This is a genomic window from Streptomyces sp. NBC_00057 (assembly GCF_045041165.1).
In the GTDB taxonomy this organism is placed as follows: domain Bacteria; phylum Actinomycetota; class Actinomycetes; order Streptomycetales; family Streptomycetaceae; genus Streptomyces.
The window spans coordinates 8,854,930-8,879,604 of sequence record NZ_CP108256.1 but is presented as its reverse complement, the minus strand read 5'-3'; the positions used below and the strand labels follow the sequence as shown (position 1 = coordinate 8,879,604).

The following is a 24,675-nucleotide window of genomic DNA, read 5'->3' as shown; positions in this document are numbered from 1 at the left end:
CGCCCGCACCTGTCCCGCGCCAGAAACGAGTGATCGCCCATATGTCCCGTCGCCGCGCCCATATCGCGATGGTCGGCGTCCCCATCGTCAGCCATGTCCTGCCCAGCCTCGCGCTCATCCGTGAGCTGGTGGCCCGCGGGCACCGGGTCACCTACGCCAACGACCCGTTCGTGGCCGACCGGATCGAGTCCGCCGGCGCGGAGCTGGTGCCCTGCACCTCCACGTTGCCCGTCGCGGACAACAACTGGCCTGCCGATCCCATCGCCGCGGCAAGCCTCTTCCTCGACGACGCCGTCCAGGCGCTCCCGCAACTGCGCGCCACCTACGACGACGATCCGGCCGACCTGTACCTCTACGACATCGGCGCCTATGCCGCGCGCGCCCTCGCCGAAGCGCAGGGCCGTCCCCTCGTGCAACTGTCCCCGACGTTCGTCGGCTGGGACGGCTACCAGGAGGAAGTCGCGGCGCATCTGCGGAAGCTGCCGGGCGCCGACGCGTACCAGGACAGGTTCGCACGGTGGCTCGCCGACTGCGGTGCGACCACTAGGGACGTGGACACGTTCTCCGGCCCACCCGCCCGGGCCCTCGCCCTGATCCCGAGAGCGATGCAGCCGCACGCCGATCGGGTCGACACCGACACGGTGACCTTCGTCGGCCCCTGCTTCGACACCCGAGCGGACACGGACGGCTGGACCCGCCCGGCGGCCGCGGACAACGTGCTGCTGATCTCGCTCGGCTCGGCGTACACGCGCCAGCCCGCGTTCTACCGCCAGTGCATCGCGGCCTTCGGCGACCTGCCCGGCTGGCACGTCGTACTCCAGATCGGCAAGTACACCGACCCCGAGGAACTCGGCACCATCCCGCCCAACGTCGAAGTGCACTCCTGGGTCCCGCAGCGGGCGGTCCTGGAACAGGCCGACGCCTTCATCACCCACGCCGGCATGGGCGGCTGCGGCGAAGGGCTCCTCGCCGGCGTTCCCATGATCGCCGTGCCGCAGGGAGCCGAGCAGTTCATGAACGCCGACCGGCTCGTGGAACTCGGCGTCGCCCGTCGTGTGGACACCGCTGACGCCATCCCCGAGACCCTTCGCACGGCGCTGAACGACCTGGTCACGGATCCGGAACGCGCCGACCGGTCCAAGCAGTTGCAGGCCGCCGCCCGGGCCGAGGGCGGCACCCCGCGCGCCGCCGACCTCATCGAGAACATGCTGGCCGCCGCCGAGGGCCCCGCGCTCTGAAGCACCGCCGCTTCCCTTCCCCGGCTGGCGCCGCCCTCATCCGAGGACCTGCACCTGCAGGACAAGCGCGGAAAGATCACCGCCAAGGGCGGGGCGGCGGAGTGGATTCAGAAGATGTACGCACAGCGGCGCACCCGCCCGGCCATGCCTCCGCCGTGCGCCCGGCCCTGGTCAGGTGGATGCCGTGGCGCCCCGGCCCTCAGAAGCGCGCGGGCCGGGCACCGTCGCTGCTGGGGGCAAGTCCAGGCCCAGGTCGAGGCGGCTGTTCATGTCCAGCTCGAACCTGCCGTACGGGTTCACGTGCGTCCAGAACAGCGGCAACAGCGCCCGCCGGTCCGCATCGGTGAGCGTGTCGGCCCACTTCGGATCGGCGAGGACCTGCTGCATCAGCAGCGTGTTGACGTGGACCAGGGCGGACTGGAGCAGGTGAAGGGCGAGCATGGACACCTCCTGGGACTCCTTGTCCTGCCCGGCAAGGTCGCCGTCCCTGCCGTAGAAGCCGTCCTTGCCGTAGAAGATGTCCAGCAGGCCGATCGTGCCCCAGCACCGTTCGATCTCCGCCTTGATCGCCACCAGGGACTCGGGTTCCTCCTGCTTGCCGCGCGGGGACACCTTGATCCACGGCTCGCCGTGCTTCTTGACGATCGACACCCCGCCCGTGGTCCCCTCGGCCAGGGCACGGTCGAAGCGGTCCAGCGACGCCCGCAGCCTGCCCTGGAGCGCGGTGATGAACTCGTCGGCGTCCTGCGGCTGCCCCAGGGCGGCGTAGTGGACGTCCCGGTTGTCCTCGAAGTCGACGGGCAGGTCGTCCTCCGGGTTGCGCCACCGGTTCGCGCCCACCACCCAGATCTCGCGGCGCCGCAGCGCGTCCCGCAGCGACACGAGCACGCACAGCTCGTACGGGATGCGCTCGACACGGCCCTTGTCGTCCACGACCGCCGCCCGCCACTGCTCGGGAACCCCGCCCTCCAGCGGCACCGTCTCCGCCGGGTCGAAGAAAGCGCCCTCCTTCAGCGGCTGCTCCAGGTACCGCTTCAGCAGCTCGATCGCGTCCATCACCGGCCGATAGGCGGTGATGTTGCACCTCGGCTCCAGCGCCTTCAGCAGCGGCGCGAGCATCCGCCGCCAGTGCGCCGAGTACGACGAGCGCAGCACCGTGCGCACCCGGGCCTTATAGCAGGCCTCGTTCGCCGCAGCCTCCGCCGCGGATTCGGTCCCGTCAGCGGCCCCCTTTTGCGGCCCGGACGCTGACGGAATCGATCGCGCACCGTGACCAGTCCAGCTCGCCTCGGGCACCGAGTTCATCAAGAACGACACGGTGGAGCCGGGCCCAGACCCGGTCCCGGCTCCACTGGGCGAAACGCCGGTACACCGTCTGCCAGCACGGACCGAACACCGGAGGCAACTGCCTCCACGTACAGCCCGACGTCGCCACGAACACGACAAGGAGGCGATGCTGCTGCGGGTCGCGGAGGCGGCGCTGTCGGAGCCGTCCGGCACCGTGAGGCGGGTGATCTTCCCGGTGGTCGGCGGTGAGAAGACGCGGACCGGAACGGGCTGCCGCTGTCTCTGGGATCTCCGGCGCGAATATGCACGACAGCCAGGGACTGGAACCCCTCGTGCGAGGTATCCCGCCCACCCGTTCACGCCGCGGACCGCGACGCAGGCGACCGGGCAAGCTTCACGGCGATAAGGGATACGACTACGACCACCTGCGCCGATGGCTCCGCAGCCGGGGCATCGCCCGCAAGGGCGTCGAGTCGTCACAGCGACTGGGCCGCCACCGTTGGGTCGTCGAAAGGACAGTCTCCTGGCTCGTCGGCTGCCGCCGCCTACACCGCCACTACGAACGAAAACCCGAACACTTCCTGGCCTTCGTCGGCATCGCCGCAGCCCTCATTTGCCACCGTCGTCTGGCGCGGAAGAGCGATCACCAGCCGGTGTTCCTGGCTTGTCCCCAGTCGGGACAGCTCGCCTCACAAGGCCGGTGAATCGCTCCGACCATCCCTTGCGCGGGCGACTGTCTCTGTCGATCAAAAAGCCAACTGTCTGCACAGGGTCGAGGGGTGACTGGCCGACCTGATGGAGACTCCAGTAGCGGGCTACCCTGCCGTCCAGATCTGCTCTGTTAACCCGGCCAGTCCTCGCTAGGAGTACAGGGCCTTTCCAGCCATCCGGAGCAGTTACGGCCACCACGCTGCCATCGAGTGTGTAAGCCGCCGGGTACTCGCCCTCTGACACATCGATGGCCTCCAGCCAGTCCTCTGCGTGCACGAAGGACGCGAAGACACAAAGGTCTTCGCTCTGGTCGAAGACAAGCACAGTGTCGGCAGATAGGTCCATGCGGGGCATCCTGGCAGCTATCCCCCCGCGCTACCACCAAAAGAAACCATGTCTTGGGCTGGCTCCGCGCGCTCTACGTGTTGTCAACAGTTGCGTCGTCGATCCACTTCGCGAGGAGACTGAACGCGGCCAGCTGCTCCAGCGCCTCGTTCTCCTCCAGCTCGTCACCCTGCTCGTGAGCGATCGGGTTGCGGATCGCCACGCCGCATGTCCCGTTTGGTGGTCCGGGTTTGGGTACACCGGTTCGGCCTGCCCTTGCGAAACCGCCGCGCCACTACAAGCCCCGTGTGGCGCCTGGGAGCACACCGGGCGGGTTTCTCCCCCACCCGGCACGGCTTGATCGCGCTCTACCCGCCCTGACGGCCCGTCCGGACCCTGGTGAGCATGGGGGACACCGGAACACCACAGACCGCCCAAGAGTGGGCCGACCTTCAGCAAGCCATCGACGACGACCAAGGCCGAGACGACGGCGCCATCCCCGGACCCGAACCCGCACCCGCCTGCCCCGGCTGCGGACTCGCCGGCGACATCCACCCCACCCACTACCGCTGGTGGATCCGCCTCGACCCCGAAGATCCCGAACCCCTTGCCGCGCACACCATCCCTCCCCGCCAACGCTGGCACATCGACCCCGACGGCACCGCCTTGAACTCCCGGGACGACGAACCCCGACCGGGGCAGACCTGCCGGATCAGTCACCATCTTGTCTGCCCCCGCGCCGGCCGCCCCGACCTTGCCGAGTGGCTGACCGCCTGGACCGCGGCGAACGAGGAGCGCGCCACACTGCTTCCGTCCCAGCTCCGAGTACGGGGCGACGCCGCCTGACCAGCCCCGGTACCGTGTCCCCCGGCCGGGTTCGGTTCACCACCCGGTGATCAGTTCTTCACCCCGGCCCCCTGTACCGCGGATCAGCGCTCTGGCCCGGGGTACAGTCGCATTTCCCTGCGGACTGCCAGTGGCCGCTGCCGGATCTGTCAGCCCGCTACCTTGCGATCGCGGCCGTGCCGCGCGAACAAACGCCGCCCGCGCCCCCGTTCCCCGGACTCGGGTCCGGGGCTGAACTCGATTCAGGTCCAGTGCGTCGAATGCCCACTGCAGCACGGCGTGCGCGGTCTCCGTCGCGAAGCCGTGGCCCCACATCGCATCGTCGAGGCAGTAGCCCAACGACGCGCTGCGGTAGTCCGGGTTCCATCCGGTCAGACCGCACCAGCCGACGAAGGCCCCGTCAGAAGCACGGTCGATGGCCACCCGCGCCCCGGTGCCTTCGTCCGCCATCTTCCGGCACATCGCGATGAAGCGCTTGGCGCGGGCCTGTTCGTTCCACGGCGGGGAATCCCAATAGCGCATCACGTAGGTGCTGTTGTGCAGCGCGAAGAGGGAGTCCGCGTCGGCGTCGGTGAAGGGGCGCAGTCGCAGGCGAGCGGTGTGCAGTATGCAGTATGGGGGTGGCCAAAGTCATGCGCACCATCTTGTGTCCTCATGGGCAGGCAGAACACCGAATATCCGATCCCGGTCCGGCCCTCACGACCAAGGCACCGCCTACCAGCAGATCGTGCACGCCTTCAACCAGCACCCCGACCAGCCATTCAGGGTCCGCGAACGGCACGACTTCGGCCTGCTCACCGACGGCCCAGACATGAACGTCACCCGCAGCCGCCTCGGACGCCAAGACTTCCTCACCCAACCCGGACCAGGCCACTACTAGAAACGGACTTAACGCCCTCTGAGAGGGCGTTTAAGTACCTCTGTTCCGAAAAACGGCTTCTATCGCTGCCTCAGTTCATAATGATTACAGCCGTTATGCGGGCTTCATCTCCCCTTGATGGGTGAACCTCGTAGTCCGTTTTGCGAACTTCTGCTACTGGAAGTCCGTCTGGTTTGAAAATGCGACAGAACCGCCCGATGGCCAGCGGAACAATCCATTCCGCGCCATCCGCGAAGACGGTACAGCGTGAGCCAGCGCAAGCCGTACCCCAGCGACCTGTCCGACGCCCGATGGGCCTTGATCGAGCCGACTCTGACGGCCTGGCGGAAAGCCCGGCTCGACCGCCGCCCAACCGGTCAGCCGGCGAAGGTCGAACTCCGCGATGTGTTCGACGCAATTCTCTACCTGAACCGCACCGGAATCCCCTGGAAATACCTCCCGCATGACTTTCCTGGCCACGGCACCGTCTACTTCTACTACGCCGCCTGGCTCGACGAGGGAATCTTCGCCCAGCTCAATTACGACCTCACCGCCCTGGCCCGCGTGAAGGAAGGCCGCAAGCCCGATCCGACGGCCTCCGTCATCGACACCCAGAGCATCAGAACCTCCACCAACGTGCCCGTGACCAGCCAGGGAACCGATGCCGCGAAGAAGATCGTGGGCCGGAAGCGAGGCATCCTCACCGACACGATCGGCCTGATCCTCGCCGTGACCGTCACCGCCGCCAGCCTCTCTGAAAACGCCCTGGAGATACGCCTCCTCGACCAGGCGAAAAACACCTACCCAACCATCGCCAAGAGCTGGGTCGACACCGGCTTCAAGAAGGCCGTCGTCGAACACGGCGCGAAGCTAGGAATCGATGTCGAAGTCGTCGACAAGAACCCCGGAACTCGCGGCTTTCACGTCCTGAAAAGGCGCTGAGTGGTGGAGCGGAGCATCGGTTGGATCATGATGCACCGACGCCTTGTCCGTGACTGCGAGACCCTCTCCGTCAACTCCGAAGCCATGATCCACCTCGCTTCGATCGACAACCTCGCCAAGCGCATAACGGACGAGAGCACGCCAACCTGGCGATGAACCTACTAGGGCATAAGAGGCAAGTCGCCCACTCTAAACGCCCTCTGAGAGCAGTGAGATGACGAACCCGCTCGCATGTCCACCGTTGGAGGCGGCGTCGGGAGCGGGTTCGACAACGAGACAAGCAATAGGGCTCTGATGCTGATCTTGTGACGGCCGCAATTGCCGGGCATCGCGGCTGCCCGGTGGTCGAGGATGATGCGGGAATGACTGATCAGATTCCCGCCATGATTCCGGCGCTGGTTTTCGATGGGGAGCGCGTGCCCGTGCTCGTGGGCGACTCAATGACAGCCGGGCGCTTCACGGTAGGGGGTGCCAGCGTCGTCATAGGGCGCTCTTCGTCGCCGAGTTCGTCTCCTGCGTCGGCGTGATGCTCATCGACATCGCGGCCGGTTCGCTCCAGATGGCACTCATACCCGACGCGCTGCGCTCTCGCGTGACGGGCGCCTACCGAACCCTGAACCATGGCTTCCGGCCCCTCGGAGCCCTGGCGGGCGGGGCGCTGGGGGAGGCGGCCGGGCTGCGGACCGCGCTGTGGGTGGGCACGGCCGGGGCGGTGCTGAGCGTGGTGTGGGTCCTGTGCTCCCCGGTGGCCGGGATCCGAAAGCTACCAACTCGTAGTGCCACGTCAGGCAACGATTGCCCTGTTGTGATGTGACGCGCCGCATGGGTCCTACAGGGGGCCGGTGCGGGGCGGACCTCTTCGGGGCGGGTGGGAAGAGAGCCCGGAGCCGTCGCGCCAGCTTCTTCGTCATGTGACCACCGGAGGTCAAAACCGTCCGCGGCTTCCCGTATGAGCTCACCGAGCGGGGAAGGTGAGCCGCAAAACGATCTCGCCGTCGTCGATCTCCCCGGTGGGCTCGAATCCGAACTTCTGGTAGAAGGGCCACGGTTCGCCGTCGCCGGGCTCGTAGCTGGTCAGCAGCTCGGTGGCGCCGTCCGCGCGAACCAGGGCGGCGATCTGCGTGAGTGCCTCTCGGCCGATCCCTCGCCTCTGGTACCGCTTGTCGACGAGGAGGCGCCAGAGGAAGTGCCGCCCTTTGAAAGTACCAGCCGACGGTTTCCACGACAGCATCACGAAGCCGACTGGCTCGTCGCCACGGTACACGGCGCGGTACCAGGGACTGGCCTCCGGCGTCTTTGCCGCCTCCTTGAGCGACTTGGGCACGGAGGCGACGAACTGCTTCTGGTCACGTCGGACGCGGAGGGCACGAACGGCATCCCGGTTGTCGTCGGTGATCTCCCGTAGGTGCACGCCTGGGGACCTCATGCCACACCCCTTCCTGCATCGGCAGCTGCGCCATCCAGGCCGACGTGAAGAGTCGGGGCGGTATTTCCTTGTGCGTACGCGTTATCAAGGACGCCAGGCTGGACGTCTTCGCAGCGTATGCGACACAGGCGATCTGGAGCGGGACTGGCACGCCGGACTGTGATCGCGTCCGAGGCAGCTCCTAGTGAAGAGCGACTCGGCCTGACGTGTGTCGCCGGTCCTTGAACCGTGACCCCCTATCGGTTGATGAAAAGTGACCCCTTCCGTGATCAAGTGATCAGTCCGGCTCCATGGGAGTCAGGTGGAAGAGGTGATCGGTGTGGAGGACTGGGCTGAGATCCCGCGGCTGCACCGTGCGGAGGGCATGTCGATCAAGGGGATCGCGCGGCATCTGGGGATCGCCCGGAACACCGTGCGGCGGGCTGTGGCCAGTGATGATCCACCAAAGTACCGGCGGGCGCCGAAGGGCTGCGCCCCCGAAGCGCCTGCCGCAGCGTGATCACCACGATGAGTGCGACAAGATGCTGTACGAGGGCGGCACGTGCACCTGCGACCTCATCGAGCGGGTGGGGCCACCCTCCGAACGGGAGGACCCCTACTGGGACAACCACCCTCCGACCGCTCTCGCGACACCGACCGGACCTCGGGCCTCTTGAGGTCCGGGCGGGGGGAACTTCAGCCGACACATCACCCATCAACTCACATACCGCCCTCTCAGGGCCGAGGGCCGCAGCGGATCGATGACATGGCAATCACGGCACGCGGTAGCGCGTTCGTAGCCATCGCCGTCACCGCGCTCGTGCTCATCAACGGCGTATCAGCCGACTGGGCGGCCGGTCTGCTCCTCACATCCGCCGCGGCCGCCTCACGCGGTACGTACATCGCCTACCGGCGGCTTCGTATCAGCTGAGCCTGCCCACACCCGTCCCGCCGGCCGTACGGCGTTCCGTCCCAGACTTCGGAGACCGGAGCGCCGTTCGGCCCCGGGCACGCCGGGGCCCAGCCTCGGCCAGCGACGGGTTTGCGGCAAAAGGGCTGTGAACGACCAGCCTGGGCGCGCAAACCCCGTCTTCGTACGTCCCCTGAAAGAGGCACGCTGCATGACCCCGTCACCCGCGCGCAAGTCGACCTGCCCGAACTGCATGAGGGAGTTTGTCCGCGAGACGAAGCCGGGCCGCCCCAGGAACTACTGCAGTGACGTCTGCCGTAACCAGGCAAGCCGCCGCAAGAAGACGTCGGGGGAGGAAGCCGTGCACGATCCGGCCCGCCACGACGCCCTGCTGGCAGAAGTCGCCCTTGACCTCCAGCAGGCGGTCAAGGACCTCGTTAACGCCACACGGAACCAACTGCCTTCGGCTGACCTGCTGAGGCACCGTGCGGTGATTATCCGGCTCTGCGAAGACTTGGAAGCCGTCTCCGTACGCCGCGGCCGCGACCGCGGCGAGTCCTGGGACACCATGTCCGGTGCCCTGGGCCTCAGCCGCGACCGGCTCCGTAAGGGGTGGACCCTCGACGCCTTCGACCGCCGCATGGACCGCCGCCCCACGCCCTCACAACGACCCCCCGCAACCGCCGGCCTCACCATGCTCATCCCGCAGCAGCGCCCGCCCGACACCCAAAGCAGCGACACCGCGGCCGAGGCCGACCCGGATGCCGGCACCAGCCCCCACCAGCGCCACCCCGCCCCCCTTCTCCCACCCAGCTACTGGCGAGCGCTCTTTCCCACCTCCAGCGCCGCGGCGGCTACACCCTGCGCCGCCTCGCCTCCGACATCGGGGTCCACCCCTCCTACATCTCCCGCATCCTGAACGGGGAACGAGACCCCTCCTGGTGCATCACCGCGGGACTGGCCGTCGCCTGCGCCGCCGACCCCGCTGATCTGCTACCGCTGTGGAACACCGTCCACAACGTAGCCACGCCCCTGCCCGCCACGCCCGCAGAAGCCGCCGACCGCTACCGAGCCTTCCTCCGCGGCCTGCGCCTGTCCGCCGCCGCGCCCACCCCGCACGCCATCTGCGAAGCCAGTGACAACACCCTCACCCCCACGGATGTCACCCGCGCCCTCGAAGGCCCCGGCATCCCGGACTGGCCGACCACGTGCCACCTCGTTCTCGTCCTGCGCGGGCGACCCGCCGACCTCCACCCAATCTGGCGGACCGCGAGCACCCCGCCCGCCGCCCGGGTCACCACCATCTCGGCCGGCGCATTCGGATAACCCCACCCCACCAGCCCATCAGCCCTCCAAGGGGGGAAGGAACCATGCAGCAACTCGCACACTCCCCCATTCCCATCCAGCCTCAACCCAGCACCGCCCCCGCGCTCCCCGCCTTCTGCGCTCTCTACTCACTGCTCCTCCACGTCGGCCCCATCACCGCCCACAGCCTCATTGCTGACACCTTCGGCCACCTCGCCACCCACTGGCCCACCATCGTCGCCCGCCCCAACCCCACCGCCCACGCCTGGCAGCTGCTCACCGCACGACTGGCCGTCCTCACTGGCCAACGTCCCTGCCCCGAAGCCATCGCCCTCCAAGACGACAGCGTCCTCCTCCACGACATACTCCACTACCCCACCGACACCATCACCACCCTGACTGGACAGGAACCCGCCACCATCACCACCCTGCTCGCCGCCGCCCACCGCCGCAGCACGGCCGACGTGTGCGCGACATCCGAGGCGTGACCCGCCGTCGGCGCCGCCACCTGACGCAGCAGGACTCCAAGGCCGCCCCGGCTCCGGACCTGGTCGGCCGCGACTTCACCGAGCGGCCTGGCACGAAGCTCGTCGGCGACATCACGTATCTTCCGACGATCGAGGGCTGGTGGTACCTGGCGACGGTCATCGACCTGGCGACCCGCGAGGTGATCGGGTACGCGATGGCCGACCACCACCGCGCCGAGCTGGTCACCGACGCCCTGCGCATGGCCGCCGGACGCGGTGGCCTACAGCCCGGCTGCATCATGCACACCGACCGCGGAAGCGAGTACACAAGTAGCGAATTCCGCAAGGAGATACGGAAGTTGAACCTGAGGCAGAGCATGGGACGACCCGGCATATGTCCTGGCCACCACCCTCTACCAGCGGTTCAAGATCCCCCAGGTCGTCATCGCGCCGCTCTTCACCATCACCCCCGTGACCCTCAACCGGGCCATCAGCCAAACCCGCCGACTCCTCCATGACATCGGGCACGCCATCGAACCCGCCGAAACACAGCTGGCCACCCTCGACGATCTCACCGACCTCGCCGCCCACCTCGGCATCACCCCGACATCAGAGATCAAGACGGCGAGGTCCGGCAAGCCCTAACTACCCGGCCTTGAGGGAACTTCCGGGGAGACTTCACTCCTGCGATCAGGGCGAGGTCCGTTCTGAACCAGGCGAGGAAGTCCGTTGGCGTCGGCCGTCACCCATTTGGGCTCTTGTTGGGCTCTTGGTAGTGGCTGTCGGCGTTCGCTGGGTAGCTTTGCGGAGAATCCCGGATGTGCCATTGCACTGTGCCATGTCACATGGTTCACTCACGGGCAATGAGGCTGGCTCGGAGGTGCCGGGTGTCCACACGGTCGATCAAGGGGACCTTTGCCGCGTCGGCCGACTACCCCTCTGTGCCCATGGCCTGACGGCCCGTCCCGCTGTCCCGTATCAGGATCGGACCCCACCATGACCATCACCGACATCCGCACCGTCGATTATCATGCCGGCGGTGAGCCGTTCCGGATCGTCACCGACGTGCCCGGGATCGCAGGCGACACCGTGGCTGACAAGCGTGTGAGCGCGATCTCCGATCCCGGGATCGACGGGCTGCGTGCTCTGCTGTGCTCCGAGCCCCGCGGCCACGCTGACATGTACGGCGGGTTCATTGTTCCGCCCGACGACGCGGGGGCCCATTTCGGTGTGCTCTTCTGGCACAAGGACGGTTTTTCGACCGCCTGCGGTCACGGCACCATCGCTCTTGGCGCGTGGGCGGTGCGTAGCGGCCGGGTTCCGATCGATCCCAGCGGGGTCACGGAGGTAGTGATCGACGTGCCCTCGGGGCGGGTCCGCGCCCATGTGGCCACCGACGGCGATCGGGTCGTCAGCGTCGATTTCGTCAGTGTTGCCAGCTACGTCCTGTACGACGAGGTGCCGGTCCCGACCTCGCGCGGGGAGGTCCGGTGTGGGATCAGCTTCGGCGGCGCGATTTATGCTCACGTCCCGGTCGCAGCGGTCGGCCTCGACGTGAGTGTGGCCTCGCTTACGGCGCTGATCGAGCTGAGCCGCGAGATCAAGGGCTTCCTCAACCCCACCGCCTTCGCCGAGCACCCACTCGACGCCAGGCTGAGCGGCATCTACGGCGTCATCTATATCGACGACCAGGGGATCGGTCCGGACGGCAGCCTGCGGCAGCGCAATGTCACCGTGTTCGCCGACGGTGAGGTCGACCGTTCGCCCTGCGGGTCGGGCACCTGCTCGCGGATTGCCGCGCTGCATTCCACCGGCCAGCTCAAGCCCGACCAAGTTCTCGCGCACAGCTCGATCACCGAGGCGACCTGGCTTGCGCGGGTGCGAAGGACCACGCACGAGGCAGGCCGGGAGGCGGTGGTGCCGGTGGTCACCGGCCGGGCCTACCAGACCGGCGAGCACCGGTTCATCGTCGACCCCGACGACGACATGGTGCCGGGTTTCGTGCTTCGCTGAGGGGGAGTCATCATCTCCACTGCGGACCTGGAGCTGGCTCAGGCCGCCTGGTCGAAGCCCTCTGCGTCAACTTTCTCGTCGTGGAGCTGGGTGAAGTCGACGTCCAGCTTCGGGTTGTACGCCTAGTGGTCGCAGCCCGCCCAACGACAGGCGTTGCACGGTCAACCACCCGTACGGGTAGCCGGTTTCACCTGCAGAAACGTCCTTGGCCTGTTGCCACTGACGGCTGGGCCCGACACCACCATGCATGGAAGCCCGCGCGTCATTTGCCGCCTGTGTCGGGTACACGGGACCAGTTGTGGGGCTGTCAGCTGAGTTCGAGGTTGGAGCTGTGGCTTTCCAGACGTTGCGAGTGGTGTGGGGTGCGGGCGGTCGTGCTCCGCAGCTTGCCCGCATGCAGGCAGTCGCGATCCTGCGTGAGGCAGAGCCAGCAGCGTGGCCGTCGCCACCGGATAGAGTTCCTGCGCCGGTAGCGGGAGATACGGGAGTTCTCTGTGGCCGAGTTGGTGACGCGCGAGGAAGTTCGGGTGTCCGTGGAGTTCCATGCGTTCGCCCTTCAGGAAGAGAACGACATGGAGGTCCCCGCTCCCTTCCCCGAGGAGCGGGCAGAGGATCCAGGGGCAGATTTCCTGACCGCCTACGACATGCGTCTCGACTTCGAGAGCGCCGGGCACACCCACGAGGCAGCTCTGACAGCCGAGGTGTGGAGCAGCGAGCCGTCCGTGACCGGCGACGAACCTTGGGAAGCCCAGGGCGAAGCAGAGATTTTTTCGACTACCGGGAACCTGTCGGTTGAGACGATGTCCGGGGTCGGCGAAGGCCGGGTGGAGCTCGGGCGACCCGACACGCTGTGGAAGGTCCGCGCCTACTGTTCAGGCCGGGCCGAGGCCGCCCGGCTTGCGGCGGTGGACGTGCCCGTCGGGGTGGAGCGGTACCTGGTGCAGTTCTGGCCAGCCAGCACCTGAGAACCCGTGGGCAGAGCGCCGGGCTCTGCCCACAGGGCGCGTCAGGAGATCGAGACGATGTAGGCGTCGACGTCGTGCCCGCTGCTGAACCCGTCCAGAATGCGGTTCCGGTCCATGAATATCTTCAGGATGCTCCCGTCGGCTCCGTTGTCAGCCTTGGGCAGGGGCCTGGCGGAGAAGTTGTCCTTCGGCTTCGTCCGGTCGTACGCGCATCAGGCGCTCGACCCGCTTGCGGCCAGTCGCATCGCCCTCGCGCCGGAGTACGGCCTGTACGCGCGGGGAGCCGTAAATGCCGCCGGAGTCCGCGTGGATCTGCTTGATCTTCTCGGTCGGCTCCGCGGGCGGCGAGGTCGCCGATGCGCATGCCTTCAGGCTAGCCCCTTGACCTTCTAGTGCACTGGAAGGTCTAGCGTCGGGGGTGCAGCAGGCGAACAGCGGTGTGGGAGGACAGTGCGGATGCGGATCACGGTGTTGACGGTGGCGGGCTGCCCGAACGCGCAGCCCGCGCTGGAGCGGGTCACCGCCGCGCTGGACGGACGAGAAGCTCAGGTGGAGCTGGTTGAGTGGCTGATGAGGCCGAGGCTGCCCGGCTGGGCATGTGCGGATCGCCGACGATCCTGATCGACGGCACCGACCCGTTCGCGCAGCCCGGGGCAGCACCGAGCCTGTCGTGCCGCCTGTACCGGGACGCCGACGGCACCGTGTCCGGCGTGCCCGGCGAGGCCGCCCTGCACAGGGCCCTTGCCGGGTCGGCCACGCCCGGACAGGAAGCCGGGAGCTCGGACTGCTGCACCCCGAAGCCGCCGGAGGCGCTGGACGTGGTCGGCAGGGACGGCCGCGGGCGCCGCGCCCCTGCCGAGCGCGGCCTGCGCGCGGTGCACCAGCAGATCCTGCGCCACTTCGCCGCCACCGGAACCGCCCCCGACGCGCGGACGCTCCAGCCGGTGACGGCCGAGGCCAGGCGGAGCGCCACTGACGTGCTCGCCGAGCTCGCGGCGGAGGATTTCCTCACCCTGGACAAGGCCGGGAACATCCGTGCCGCGTACCCCCTCTCCGCCGTTCCCACCCGCCACCGGGTCCGCCTCGAAGACGGAATCGAGGTGTGGTCGATGTGCGCCATCGATGCCCTGGGCATCCCCGCGATGCTCAGTCAGGACGCGGTGATCTCCTCCACCGACCCGGTGACCGGCGACCCCATCACCGTCACCTCCACCGACGGCACCATGCGGTGGGAACCGACGAGCGCGGTGGTCTTCGTCGGACAGCGTCCCGGAGGCGGGCCCGCAGCCTCCGCCTGCTGCGACGCTCTGAACTTCTTCACCAACGCCGACAACGCTCGCACCTGGACGAGCCGGCACCCGGACGTTCCCGGCCGCGTAGTCAATCAGCCGGAAGCCGAACGCATCGGCCGGCAGACCTTCGGCCCCCTCCTCGCCCCTTGAACACCACAGGGAGCCCCTGAGGGAGGGCCCCGTGGGACAGATCCCTTGGCGTCACCCATCCCCGGTACGGGGTGCCTCCCATTCTCGGGTTCTGGCTCACTTTCCGTGGAGCTTGCACGCTGAGTGACGGCGTTGGGTGAGCGGGCCGCGGGGAAGTTGCCCGGAATTGACCCGTACCGGGTGGGGTGGGGCTGACAGTTCGGCTCGTGGAAGAAGTAGTGCTCCGGCTGGAGGAGTTGCTGTTCCCGTCGATCGCGGACGTGGCGGTGCTGTCGGTCGATGTGAACGACGAGGCGGTACGGATCGAGGCTCGAAGCACGGTGGCTGGGGCCGCCTGTCCCGGATGCGGGATCTGGTCACGGCGGGTTCACAGCTCCTACCTGCGCTTTCCCGCTGATGTGCCCAGTGGTGGCAGACGGGTTGCTCTCTGTTTGCGCGTCCGCAGGTTCCTCTGCCCGGTCACCTCGTGCGGGCAGAGGACCTTCGCCGAACAGCTGCCAGGCTTGACTCGTCGGTACGGTCGGCGGACCGAGCGCCTGCGGTCGACGCTGGCCGCGGTCGGGCTCGCGCTCGCCGGTCGGGCCGGTGCCCGACTGGCGAGCATGATCGGTGTTTCCGTGAGCCGCAGCACGGTGCTGCGGCTGGTCAAAGCGTTGCCCGACCCCGAAGTTCCGGCCCCGCGGGTGGTCGGTGTCGATGAGTACGCGACCCGCAAGGGGCGTCACTACGGGACTGTCCTGGTCGACGTCGAAAGCCGGCGTCCAGTCGATCTGCTGCCTGACCGGGAGGCGTCCAGCCTGACCGCTTGGCTCGTGAAACGGCCCGGGGTGGAGGTGGTCTGCCGCGATCGGGCACCGTTCTTCGCCGAAGGGGCCACGGCCGGGGCACCACAAGCAGTGCAGGTCGCGGACCGGTGGCATCTTTGGCACAACCTGAGCGAGGCTGCGGAACGGTGCGTCGCAGACCACCGCGGATGCCTGAAGGCCCTGGCGCCGGATCCGGCCCAGCGTGCCCCCGAGCCGGAGAAGTTCGAAGATCCCTCCGGATCGCCCTGGCCGAGGGGACACCGCTTCGCTGACCGTACCCGTGTGAACCACGCGACGGTCCACGAACTGCTGGCAGCGGGGCTCAGCCGGAGGGCGATCGGCCGCCAACTCCGGATGACCTCTCGCACCGTCAAGCTCTTCGCCGACGCAGCCAACCCGGAGGACCTGTTCCAGGGGCAGTGGCAGGGCCGGCCATCCAAACTCGACGCGTTCAAGCCCTACCTGGATGACCGCTGGAACCAAGGCTGCACGAATGCCTGGAGGGTGTGGGAGGAGATCGTGCCGCTCGGCTATCAGGGCAGCTACCAGCGGGTTCGCGCCTATTTCCGGGAGAAGCGGCTCTCGCCAGGTCCCGTCACGGCTCGGCCACCGTCACCCCAGGTCGTCGCCGGATGGATCCTCCGCCGGCCGGAGACCTTCACCGAGACGGAACGCCTTCGGCTCAAAGCCGTTCTGGTCCACTGCCCTGAACTGGACGCCCTCACCGGCCACGTCCGCTCCTTCGGCCAGATGCGCACCGAGCGCCAGGGCGAACGGTTGCCGCAGTGGCTCGATGCCGTCCGGCGAGACGACCTCCCCGGCCTCCACACACTCGCCGCAGGCATCGACCGCGACCGGGACGCCGTCATCGCCGGCCTCACCCTGCCCTGGAGCTCCGGCGTGGTTGAAGGACACGTCAACCGGATCAAGATGCTCAAACGCCAGATGTTCGGCCGAGCAGGATTCGATCTCCTCCGCAAGCGTGTCCTGCTCTACACCTAGGGCAACGCTTGCGAGCCTGCCGCGGGTGCTGGCAGACGAGCCTCAGGTCGCTATGTGTCTGATGAGCTCGCGTGACTTCTGCTGCAGTGCGGCTGTCCACTCCCTTGCATGGGGATCCGAAGCCGTCTTGAGATAGCGGCTCTCGGCGCGCTCGGCCGCCTGCCAGTTCACCTCGATGTTCGCCTTCTCAGCCAAGGCCAGCACCGTGGCAACGAACCCTTCGGACAGTGTGGCCATGATGGCGTGCCTGGTTTTGCTATGCCAGGCGAGCAGGGCGTCGACGAACGCCGCGAATGCGATGGGGTCAATCTGACACTCGTCAGCTTCCATTGGGCCGATGCCGGATGGCAAACCCACTTCAGCTTGATAGACGGTGACATGGCTCATGAACAGCCGGGACGCCCCGTTGGACGGGTTCCACAGGGTTTGGTCGCTCAATTTGTAGTACTGGCTCACGTCAACCTCTCACTGCTGGTCATAGGGGGTCGACGCTACGGTCAGTCAGCCCTCCACGGAAAGTGAGCCAGAACCCATTCTCGTGAATACCGACGAGGCGACCCGCCGGCTGCGGTCGGCGGGCGGCGTGCCGCCGAAGGGCCGACGAGGGCATGGGCCGCATCGCCTTCCTGCTACTGGCCCTGTTCGCCGAGATGGAGCGCACCTTCACTGCCGAACGCGCCGCCCACGCCCACGCCCACGCCCGCGCCGTCGCCGAAGCCGCTGGCCGTCGCATCGGCCGCCCCGTTGCCCACCCCGCCGACAAGATCGAGAACGCGCGCCTGCTCAAGGACCAGGGCGCCGGCTACGGCGAGATCAGCGCCAAGACCGGCATCCCGAAGACCTCCCTACACCGCTACCTCCAGGGATAGCCGTGCTGGAATCGATGATCCGTCGTCAGCTTACCTGGGCAGCTTTCGGATCAAAGTGGCGGAAGGTGAGACTGACGCGGCAGCCGGCCGAGCGATCCCGGGGAACGGCGTGGGTCCAGCCGCGCTGGGTCACGGCGGTCATGAGCAGCAGCGAGCCATGCTCGAGGGTAAGTTCCTCGCGGTGGGTCCGGTCGAGGCTGCGGAAGGCCAGGCGGCGCGTCGCGCCGAGGGAGACAACCGCGATCGCGCTGCCGGAGACGAGACCGTCGTAGGAGTCCTGGTGGAAGCCCATGGTGTTGTCGCCGTTCTCGTACAGATTCGCCAGGCAGTTGTTGAAGGGATGGCCGGCGTGTGCACTGGCGCGGGCGCCGATCGCAGCGATCCGCGGGGGCATAGGAGTGGCGTCATAGTGCTGGCCGGAATAGTTGTACGGCAGGCCGAAGCTGGCGGTCCGCCGTGCCCGCATGCGTTCGTCCCAGGTGACCTCGGCCAAGACGAAGGCCAGGTCGGCATCGGGATCGGCCAGTGCGCCCGCGTGGTAGTGGATATCGAGAGGTGGCGGTGTCATCAGTTCTCCAGGGGACCAACCACATCGAGCCGCGGTGTGGTCATCATCGGCGCCGTTATCCAACAAGTATCTCGCTATATCGGATCACGGGTGCATCGGGTCGCCGGTCGTGCGATGCCATGCAGGGAAGCCCTCGTTCGTCAACACTTCAGGGACATCGCCCCGCCACGCGTGCCCATCAGAACGCGGACCAGTGGGGCACCCCTACCTTGCGACCGCGGGTCATAGATAGGAGTCCGTGGCCGTTGAAGGAAGCTTCGCGTCGCTCCCAACAGACTCGCCGTTCCAGGTCAAGGGGCTCCGTCGGTGACCCACCATCGGCGCGTACAGCCGACTCCGGTTATCCGTGCAGGTGACTTCAGAAGCTGACAGCTGGTTGCAGTTCCACCCGTACGAGCACTCCAGAGGCAGGTGGGGCGCAACCGACCGTTTCCGCCCCCAGGTTAAACGGATCGCCCAAAGTCAACGCGACGGTTGGCGGACCCCGGGCGGGGCAGGGTGCACGAGCCGCCGGACGCTCCGGCGAGAGGGAGGGAACACCGTGGTGACCGATTACGAGTCCGAGGCACACATCGACGCGCGGGCAGCCGCAGGACGGCAGGGAGAGGTCCCGGGCGAGGTCTACGAGACGATCCGGCTCGCACTCCAATGGAACTTGCGGGAGTACCACCGGAAGCACCCAGCACAACTCCCCTCTTGTGACTTGTATGTCTACGTCGTCTCCGCCGTGAAATGGGCGCGCGAGACGAACCCGGGCGTGGCTCTCTACCTCACGCAGTCGGCACTCACGGCCGTCGCAGACGACGACGGACCGACCCTGGACGACGCTGCGGCATGCCTGCGGCACTCCCTGACCCAGGAGAGCCCCGGGCACAACGCCTGGTCGTACGACGAGGCGAGCCGATTCGTCACCGCCGCCCTCCTCGCCCGGTAGACGCACCTGGCAGGCGTGGCACCGCGCTCCGCGCGGGTGGTTGCCGAACCTGAGAGGCCGAATGCGCCGCAGCCGGTCATGCTGCGGCGCTCTACTGCTCTCGGAACGGCGGAGAACGACCCGAGAGGCAACCAGGCTGCCCGCCGCTCGTACGGCGAAGCCAGAACCATCCCCCATCCGCGTACGGCACGTCTCCGGCGCACTCCGACTAGTGCTGTGACCGCATAGGTTCGCCGGGTTGGTGGTCGTGGCGGTTGGATGTGCGGTGACATCCGATCCGACCGCTGGAGGCGCGGTGGCTGGGCCTGTCCGTGTACGCAGACTGACCGACCAGGAGGGGCAACGGCTGCAGCAGATCGTGCGTCGGGGCAGCACGAGTTCGGTGCGCTACCGGCGGGCGATGATGTTACTGGCCTCGGCTGGCGGGAACCGGGTACCGGTGATCACCCAGCTGGTGCAGGCCGACGAGGACACCGTCCGCGACGTGATCCACCGGTTCAACGAGATCGGCCTGGCCTGTCTGGACCCTCAGTGGGCGGGAGGCCGTCCCCGCCTGCTCAGCTCTGACGACGAGAACTTCGTCATCCAGACGGCCACCACCCGACCGGTCAAGCTCGGCCAGCCCTTCACCCGCTGGTCACTGCGCAAATTGGTCGCGTACCTGCGGAAAGTCCACGGTCGGATCGTCCGCATCGGCCGCGAGGCATTACGCTGCCTCCTCGTCCGCCGCGGCATCACCTTCCAGCGCACCAAGACGTGGAAGGAATCTCCGGACCCCGAGCGCGACGCCCGCGACCCGGCCGCCCGCGAGGCCGCCGCCGGCCTCCTGCCGCCACCGCTGCTCGCCCACGCCGCGCTGCTCGCCGCACTCGCCCTCCTGGTCCCGGGCGCCGGCGTCGGCCGGCTGGCGTTCGCGGCCCGGCTCGCCGCCACCGAACCGGAGGCCGCAGGCGACCTCGCCGACTTCCTCGCCCAGGCCGTCACTGCCGACACTGGAACGGGTCGCGCGTGAGCCTGGGTGGCTCACTCTGTGCAACCTCCCACGCTCCCAGATCACCTGGGAGGCACCTGGGGGCCTGGGGGATGGAATGCCCTAAATATCTGGGATGCCTGGGAGGTTGACCTCCTGTTCTGCCTGGTGGCGGCACTTCTGGGAGTCGAGCTGGGAGGTGGGGAGAGCTGGGAGGCTGAGCCCTTGCTGTCCTCTGGCAAGTGATCTTGACCGTTTGCCAGGCTAGTTTGACCGGCCCGTTCCACGCTGAACCGCGCCTCCCTACAGGCGATGGCCCGGCCAGTCCGGGGTGGCAGCTGGCGATGGGGTGCTGTGCCGGGTGGTTTTGGCCTGGCGGCGACGGAATCGGGAGTCGGGGGCGGGACTGGCCGCAGTCAGGGGGACTTTACGGCGTTGACCATGGTGTATCCCATCTTGTCCCGGCATAGGGCGAGGATGCGCGGGTAGACGGTGTCGAGCTGCGCCATCGCGTCGGTGCCCACCAGCTCCGCGATCTGGGCGCGCCTTGCGGCGAACAGGCGCGGGATGAGCTCGTAGGTGGGCTTGAACGCCCGGGACATGTCGCGCGTGTCCTGGATGGCGAAGCCGGCCTCGCCGAGCATGCGGGAGTAGTCCTCGGGTCCGGCGGGGAGGCGGGAGAGGGCGAACGCGGCCTGGAAGAGCTGGACTTCCTCGGGTGTGAAGGGCACGGCTTCGTAGCAGTCCGCGAGGACGAAGCGGCCCCCGCCCCGCAGCACCCGCCGAACCTCGCGGATCGCGGCGGGGCGGTCGGAGAAGTGAGCGAAGGACTCGATGGCCCACGCGGCGTCGAAGGTCTCGGACTCCTGGGGCAGGGCCATGGCGTCCGCCTGTTCGAAGGTGACGCGGTCGGACAGTCCCGCCTTCAAGGCACGGTCGCGGCCGGCCCGGACCTGCGCGGCGCTGACCGTCACGCCGAGCACGCTCGCGCCCGACTCGGTGCCGATCCGCACGGTGGGCCGGCCGGTGCCGCAGCCGACGTCCAGCATCCGCTGTCCCGGCAGCAGCCCGACCACGTCGATGAGGGTGCCGGTCCAGGAGTCCTGGGCCCGGGTGAGTTCCTCCCACATCTCGTCGGCCGTCAGCTCCCCCGTCTCCGTCCGCACGCCGTCGGTCCACATGCCCAGGTGCATGCTGTCGCCCATGGTCAGGCCGTACAGGCCCCCGAAGCGATCGTACCATTCGCCGACCTCCCGGGCCGATGGATTGCTCATGTCCAACTCCTCGCTTCCGGGCGGCCCACGGGGTGGGCCGGCGCCGCCGGGCCGACCCGGCCGATCGGCCCCGCTGCCTCCACCACTTCCCCGGGACGGGCACGCAGTGAGGCCACACGGCGGGGCGCACGGAAGCACGGATGCATCCATGCACTGAATCGCCTACATGCGGCAGGCATGCTTCGTTGGCCGTCAAGATCACTTGGCAAACGGTCGAGATCTCGTGTCAGAGGTCATCCGCACGCCCTGGTCCGGCCCCCGACGCGGCGCACGATGGAGGTATGGGCGAGCACGACGAGGACCAGGGCGACGTCGCTCGCCCGGTGCCAGCGCCGTTGGACGCCGTGCGGGCCCGGGAAATGACGGCGGGGATACGCGCGGCGATGGACGACGTCCGACGCTCCGTCGCGGTCCTCGCAGCCCGAGTCCGCGACGCGCACGCAGCCCGCGTCCGGACACCGCTCGGATACAGCTCGTGGGAGGCGTACTGCGCAGCGGAGTTCGGCATCAGCCGCGCCCAGGCGTACCGGCTGCTCGATGTCGCCCGCGCCCTGGGCGCGATCCACGCGGCCGTCGCCGCCGACACCGCCGTGTCTCGCACGCGAGATGCCGGCCCGGCCACCACGGCCGCGCTCGACTACGGCCTGCCCCAGCGCGCCCTACTCGCCATCTCCGCCCGTTCCGGCGACGTCGCGGAGCTGATCACCCGCCACCTTGCCGCACTTGCCCACAGCGGCCTCCAGGACCTCGATGTGGCGGCCGTACGCGCGGTGGTCCGCCAAGCCGTCCACGACGTTCGCACCGCCCCGTCCCCACCCTCGGACGATCCGCCGGCGGATCCCGCGCTCGCCGCGCTGCGCCGGACCGTCGACGACCTCGCCGCCAGTACCCACGCGATCGGCGAGCTGCTCCTCGAAGTCGCCCCGGCCTACCTCTCCGACATCGACGCCACCGACATCCTCACCCGGTTCTACAACGACATCGGCATCGACCTTGACCACGGCCTGGCGGCCCGCCGCTACGCCCTCTCCGGAGACCGCCACGCCCTGCACGGCACCGTCCTGTGACCGCTGCTGTGTGCCACACTGCCCGTTTTCCCAAGTGGGCGGGGTGCAGTGCAAGGTGTGAAACGAGGGCCTGCGTCGACGCGGTGCTGCTGCTCCTGAGGAGCAATGCTGCGGACGACCCGCCGCCCGCCAGACACCCTCAGCCTCTCCCACGCCTATCGCGTGGAAAGAGGTGTCGTCGTCCCGGACCGGCTTGCCCCCCCGGGTGCTGATCTGCGGAAACAAGCCGTGTCCGGCTTGGGTGGGAGTCCCACTGATCACGGTTTCGATCTGCAAGGGCCCGCACCCACAGCAGCCTCGCAGCACTTCGCCCCGCAGGACAGATCCAACGGGGCGAAGGAGCCTGGCCCGAAATTCGCCGACAGCATCCTCGACGGGAACGGCACGCCATGTGGGGTGTGTCGCCTGTGGGATTACGGTTCGGGGTCCAGGGGGATCTGCAGGGTGACGAGCGTGCCGCCCCGATCGACGGTCACGGGATAGGTGGCGCCGGACCGCTTGCCGCTCAGGACGTTGTCGAGGTCGTTGACGGTGGGCGTAAGGATTCCGGCGACCTCGACAATGCGGTCACCGGGCAGCAGGCCGGCCGCAGCGGTGTTGGTGCCCGGGTCGACGGAGAGTACGCGCACGCCACCGCCGGAGGGGCTGGTGTTGCGGAGGTTGGCCGCGATGATGCCCTGGATGCCGGGGGTGATGTGCACAGTGAGCGGCTGTGTCACGCCGTCCACGGTGAAGGTGCCACTGAAGGTTCCCCCGGCCAGGGGAGCGTCGGGGTCTGCGACAACGTGGACGGTCCACGGCCGGATGAAGTCATAGGTGCCGGCCGTGAGCTGAGCCGTGGCGGACTTGCCGTCAGGCGCGATACTCACCGGGCAGCCCATCCCGCTGCACCGCAGGTCCAGTCCGACGATGCGGGTGTAGGGCGGCGCCTGGATGGTGATGGTGCTGGGCCCGGGGTGCCGCTGCCCGTCCGGGGGATAGCTGGCGGTCCCGGCAGGCCCGCCGGCGTCCAGGGAGGGGACGTTCTGCTGCGGCGGTAGGGATTTGAGCTGGCTCGGCGTGGATACCGCGGCCGATGCGGTGAATGCGCTGGCAGGCGCAACCGCTGCGGCCGTGAGCATTGCGGTGCCCAGAGCAACAGCGCTGCATAACCGGGCGAATCTACGGATCATCAGGGGCCTTTCGTGATCGACGACGCCACAACCGTCCCAGCCACACCCCAGCCATAGGGATATGAACACGCTCAAACCACCCAATGGGTCCATCAGTCTCCCACGCAGCTCCTCGCCGCCGGTGCGCGCGGTGGCCATTACGACCTGGGGATGAATAGTCCCGGTGTTGGTGGGGCCGTGACGTGAGAAGGGCCGCACGGGTTGGGTGAGTTGTGACGCTCACCTGGGCCCGTGCGGCCTGCTCCCATCCTGCCCTGTCCGGGGTCTCTCGCGCACATCTCGGCGAGTTGCTCGAAGAGTTGTCGCCGCGTTGGTGGGCCCGGCGTGAGTCGGCGCTCGACCGGCAGCGGGGCTACGAACGGCGCCGGGCGGAGGGGGCCGGGCGCAAGCCGAAGCTGGAGTTCGTCGACCGGTTACTGGTCACCCTCGTCCACCTGCGGCTCGGCCTGCCGCACGCCGCTCTGGCCGAGCTGTACCGGGTGGACCGCTCCACGGTCTCCGCCGCGATCCGCCAGGTCAGGCCCCTGCTCGCTGCCCGCGGCTTCGCCGTGCCCGACCGCCCCGGCGTCAGGCTGCGGACCTTGGAAGATGTGTTCGCCTACGCCGATTTTGAAGGCGTGGACCTGCGGATCGACGGCACCGAGGTGCAGGTCCGACGCCCGCGCGCCGGACGGCCAGGGCGCAAGGCATTCGTGTCCGGCAAGAAGAAGCAGAACACGATCAAGACCACCACCTTCAGCGACCAGCAGGGTCGCACGCTGTTCTCCGGTGTCGTCCGCCCGGGCCGGATGCACGACCAGACCGCCCTGCGCACCGAGGGCATCGCGGACCAGCTCCGCCGGCACCCGGAGGTGAAGGCCGAGGCCGACTCGGGATACCAGGGCCTGGCCAAGGAGTTCCCCGGCCAGGTCAGCGCCCCTCCGAAGAAGCCGGCCGAGGACGCCTGCGACGGGGACAAGCGGGCCTGGCGCGAGATGCGCCGCCGCCAGTCCTCGGCGCGGATCTGCGTGGAGCACACCAACGCCGAGTACAAGCAGTGGCGGCCCCTCCAGCGGTACACCGGCCGACGCGAGACCTACGCCGAGACCCACCTCGCGATCGCCTCGCTGGTCTCCGACCGCTCCGCACGACGCCCGACCCGCCGCCGGACGAACACCGAACTCGTCCTCGCCCGCAACACCGTCAGCTGATCAACCACCAGCCGAACCACCAGGCCAACACGCCCCGACCCCAATTTCACCCAAGGTCGTTACACGAAGCACAGAGAAGCCCCGGGCGTCCTCGCCCCGGGGCTTCGTG

General features: G+C 68.2%; 24 protein-coding genes and 8 pseudogenes. 22 read left to right on the top strand and 10 right to left on the bottom strand.

Translation table 11 applies throughout. The annotated features are described in order from the left end of the window. Positions 1-41: 41 nt before the first annotated feature. Entirely contained in the window at positions 42-1,238 is a 1,197-nt protein-coding gene (locus tag OG953_RS41985; protein WP_405691252.1) for a macrolide family glycosyltransferase, read from the top strand. Between the two features lie 171 nt (positions 1,239-1,409). Here the strand turns inward: OG953_RS41985 and OG953_RS41980 are convergent, their stop codons facing one another. Beyond that, positions 1,410-2,402: a Tn3 family transposase gene (locus OG953_RS41980; RefSeq protein WP_405691250.1), complete on the bottom strand. Its 993-nt coding sequence runs from the start codon at positions 2,400-2,402 to the stop codon at positions 1,410-1,412. A gap of 32 nt (positions 2,403-2,434) precedes the next feature. Further along, positions 2,435-2,679 (bottom strand): annotated as a pseudogene (locus tag OG953_RS41975) (transposase); the annotation flags it as partial. Between the two features lie 104 nt (positions 2,680-2,783). Here OG953_RS41975 and OG953_RS41970 point away from each other — a divergent pair. Further along, positions 2,784-3,154: pseudogene (locus OG953_RS41970) on the top strand (IS5 family transposase); the annotation flags it as partial. 500 nt (positions 3,155-3,654) lie between these two features. Here OG953_RS41970 and OG953_RS41965 read toward each other — a convergent pair. Next, entirely contained in the window at positions 3,655-3,783 is a 129-nt protein-coding gene (locus OG953_RS41965; protein WP_405691248.1) for a TIGR02391 family protein, read from the bottom strand. A gap of 182 nt (positions 3,784-3,965) precedes the next feature. Between OG953_RS41965 and OG953_RS41960 the strand changes: the two genes are divergently transcribed. Further along, entirely contained in the window at positions 3,966-4,406 is a 441-nt protein-coding gene (locus tag OG953_RS41960; RefSeq protein ID WP_405691246.1) for a DUF6083 domain-containing protein, read from the top strand. A gap of 36 nt (positions 4,407-4,442) precedes the next feature. Here OG953_RS41960 and OG953_RS41955 read toward each other — a convergent pair whose 3' ends face one another. Then, positions 4,443-5,015 carry a GNAT family N-acetyltransferase gene (locus OG953_RS41955; RefSeq protein WP_405692399.1) on the bottom strand — a complete coding sequence of 191 codons (573 nt, stop codon included), beginning with the start codon at positions 5,013-5,015 and terminating at the stop codon, positions 4,443-4,445. A 118-nt stretch (positions 5,016-5,133) separates the two neighbouring features. On the opposite strand from OG953_RS41955, the gene OG953_RS41950 reads away from it, so the two are divergent. The 3 genes and pseudogenes from OG953_RS41950 (at position 5,134) to OG953_RS41940 (ending at position 7,021) form a co-directional block, all read left to right on the top strand. Further along, entirely contained in the window at positions 5,134-5,286 is a 153-nt protein-coding gene (locus OG953_RS41950) for a hypothetical protein (protein WP_399338308.1), read from the top strand. Positions 5,287-5,532: 246 nt separating this feature from the next. Next, positions 5,533-6,363: pseudogene (locus OG953_RS41945) on the top strand (IS5 family transposase). Positions 6,364-6,730: 367 nt separating this feature from the next. Further along, entirely contained in the window at positions 6,731-7,021 is a 291-nt protein-coding gene (locus OG953_RS41940) for a hypothetical protein (RefSeq protein ID WP_405691244.1), read from the top strand. 141 nt (positions 7,022-7,162) lie between these two features. Here the strand turns inward: OG953_RS41940 and OG953_RS41935 are convergent, their stop codons facing one another. Further along, complete coding sequence (locus OG953_RS41935) at positions 7,163-7,633, bottom strand: GNAT family N-acetyltransferase (RefSeq protein WP_405691242.1); 471 nt, start codon at positions 7,631-7,633, stop codon at positions 7,163-7,165. A 310-nt stretch (positions 7,634-7,943) separates the two neighbouring features. Between OG953_RS41935 and OG953_RS41930 the strand changes: the two are divergent. From OG953_RS41930 to OG953_RS41890, 9 genes and pseudogenes are all read left to right on the top strand, one after another. After that, a pseudogene (locus OG953_RS41930) lies at positions 7,944-8,117 on the top strand (helix-turn-helix domain-containing protein); the annotation flags it as partial. A 261-nt stretch (positions 8,118-8,378) separates the two neighbouring features. Further along, positions 8,379-8,543, top strand: coding sequence for a hypothetical protein (locus OG953_RS41925; RefSeq protein WP_405691240.1), 165 nt, complete (start codon positions 8,379-8,381; stop codon positions 8,541-8,543). Between the two features lie 190 nt (positions 8,544-8,733). After that, positions 8,734-9,441 carry a hypothetical protein gene (locus OG953_RS41920; protein WP_405692516.1) on the top strand — a complete coding sequence of 236 codons (708 nt, stop codon included), beginning with the start codon at positions 8,734-8,736 and terminating at the stop codon, positions 9,439-9,441. Next, on the top strand, positions 9,339-9,848 hold the full coding sequence (locus tag OG953_RS41915; RefSeq protein ID WP_405692397.1) for a helix-turn-helix domain-containing protein: 510 nt from the start codon (positions 9,339-9,341) through the stop codon (positions 9,846-9,848). The genes OG953_RS41920 and OG953_RS41915 overlap by 103 nt, the downstream gene beginning before the upstream one ends. A gap of 44 nt (positions 9,849-9,892) precedes the next feature. Continuing rightward, positions 9,893-10,315 (top strand): hypothetical protein, encoded by a 423-nt coding sequence (locus tag OG953_RS41910; protein WP_405691239.1) that lies wholly within the window; start codon positions 9,893-9,895, stop codon positions 10,313-10,315. Further along, positions 10,294-10,674, top strand: a pseudogene (locus tag OG953_RS41905) (DDE-type integrase/transposase/recombinase); the annotation flags it as partial. The gene OG953_RS41910 and the pseudogene OG953_RS41905, both read left to right, overlap by 22 nt. A 16-nt stretch (positions 10,675-10,690) precedes the next feature. Further along, positions 10,691-10,939: pseudogene (locus OG953_RS41900) on the top strand (ISAzo13 family transposase); the annotation flags it as partial. 351 nt (positions 10,940-11,290) lie between these two features. Further along, complete coding sequence (locus OG953_RS41895) at positions 11,291-12,307, top strand: proline racemase family protein (protein WP_405691237.1); 1,017 nt, start codon at positions 11,291-11,293, stop codon at positions 12,305-12,307. Between the two features lie 494 nt (positions 12,308-12,801). Next, positions 12,802-13,272, top strand: coding sequence for a hypothetical protein (locus tag OG953_RS41890; protein WP_405691235.1), 471 nt, complete (start codon positions 12,802-12,804; stop codon positions 13,270-13,272). 207 nt (positions 13,273-13,479) lie between these two features. Here OG953_RS41890 and OG953_RS41885 read toward each other — a convergent pair. Further along, positions 13,480-13,599, bottom strand: a pseudogene (locus OG953_RS41885) (IS3 family transposase); the annotation flags it as partial. A gap of 236 nt (positions 13,600-13,835) precedes the next feature. Here OG953_RS41885 and OG953_RS41880 point away from each other — a divergent pair. Both OG953_RS41880 and OG953_RS41875 read left to right on the top strand, forming a co-directional pair. Beyond that, positions 13,836-14,714, top strand: coding sequence for an alkylmercury lyase family protein (locus OG953_RS41880; RefSeq protein WP_405691233.1), 879 nt, complete (start codon positions 13,836-13,838; stop codon positions 14,712-14,714). Positions 14,715-14,920: 206 nt separating this feature from the next. After that, positions 14,921-16,522, top strand: a complete 1,602-nt coding sequence (locus tag OG953_RS41875) for an ISL3 family transposase (RefSeq protein WP_405691231.1) — start codon at positions 14,921-14,923, stop codon at positions 16,520-16,522. Between the two features lie 42 nt (positions 16,523-16,564). Here OG953_RS41875 and OG953_RS41870 read toward each other — a convergent pair whose 3' ends face one another. Continuing rightward, complete coding sequence (locus OG953_RS41870; RefSeq protein ID WP_405691229.1) at positions 16,565-16,978, bottom strand: DUF6086 family protein; 414 nt, start codon at positions 16,976-16,978, stop codon at positions 16,565-16,567. A gap of 152 nt (positions 16,979-17,130) precedes the next feature. Between OG953_RS41870 and OG953_RS41865 the strand changes: the two genes are divergently transcribed. Next, positions 17,131-17,391, top strand: a complete 261-nt coding sequence (locus tag OG953_RS41865) for a helix-turn-helix domain-containing protein (RefSeq protein WP_405691227.1) — start codon at positions 17,131-17,133, stop codon at positions 17,389-17,391. A 25-nt stretch (positions 17,392-17,416) separates the two neighbouring features. On the opposite strand, the gene OG953_RS41860 is transcribed toward OG953_RS41865, so the two are convergent. After that, entirely contained in the window at positions 17,417-17,959 is a 543-nt protein-coding gene (locus OG953_RS41860; protein WP_405691225.1) for an alpha-ketoglutarate-dependent dioxygenase AlkB family protein, read from the bottom strand. 541 nt (positions 17,960-18,500) lie between these two features. On the opposite strand from OG953_RS41860, the gene OG953_RS41855 reads away from it, so the two are divergent. Continuing rightward, positions 18,501-18,893, top strand: coding sequence for a hypothetical protein (locus OG953_RS41855; RefSeq protein ID WP_405691223.1), 393 nt, complete (start codon positions 18,501-18,503; stop codon positions 18,891-18,893). Positions 18,894-19,188: 295 nt separating this feature from the next. Beyond that, positions 19,189-19,686: pseudogene (locus OG953_RS41850) on the top strand (transposase); the annotation flags it as partial. A gap of 593 nt (positions 19,687-20,279) precedes the next feature. On the opposite strand, the gene OG953_RS41845 reads toward OG953_RS41850, so the two are convergent. Further along, the gene (locus tag OG953_RS41845) at positions 20,280-21,137 is read right to left on the bottom strand and encodes an SAM-dependent methyltransferase (RefSeq protein ID WP_405691221.1); all 858 of its coding nucleotides are present in this window, start codon (positions 21,135-21,137) and stop codon (positions 20,280-20,282) included. A 281-nt stretch (positions 21,138-21,418) separates the two neighbouring features. Between OG953_RS41845 and OG953_RS41840 the strand changes: the two genes are divergently transcribed. Continuing rightward, the gene (locus tag OG953_RS41840; protein ID WP_405691219.1) at positions 21,419-22,204 is read left to right on the top strand and encodes a hypothetical protein; all 786 of its coding nucleotides are present in this window, start codon (positions 21,419-21,421) and stop codon (positions 22,202-22,204) included. A 413-nt stretch (positions 22,205-22,617) separates the two neighbouring features. On the opposite strand, the gene OG953_RS41835 is transcribed toward OG953_RS41840, so the two are convergent. Then, a complete protein-coding gene (locus OG953_RS41835; protein WP_405691217.1) occupies positions 22,618-23,376 on the bottom strand; it encodes a PDZ domain-containing protein in 759 nt (252 codons plus the stop codon). 212 nt (positions 23,377-23,588) lie between these two features. Here OG953_RS41835 and OG953_RS41830 point away from each other — a divergent pair, with 212 nt between their 5' ends. Then, a complete protein-coding gene (locus OG953_RS41830) occupies positions 23,589-24,566 on the top strand; it encodes a transposase family protein (RefSeq protein ID WP_405691215.1) in 978 nt (325 codons plus the stop codon). Positions 24,567-24,675: the final 109 nt, after the last annotated feature.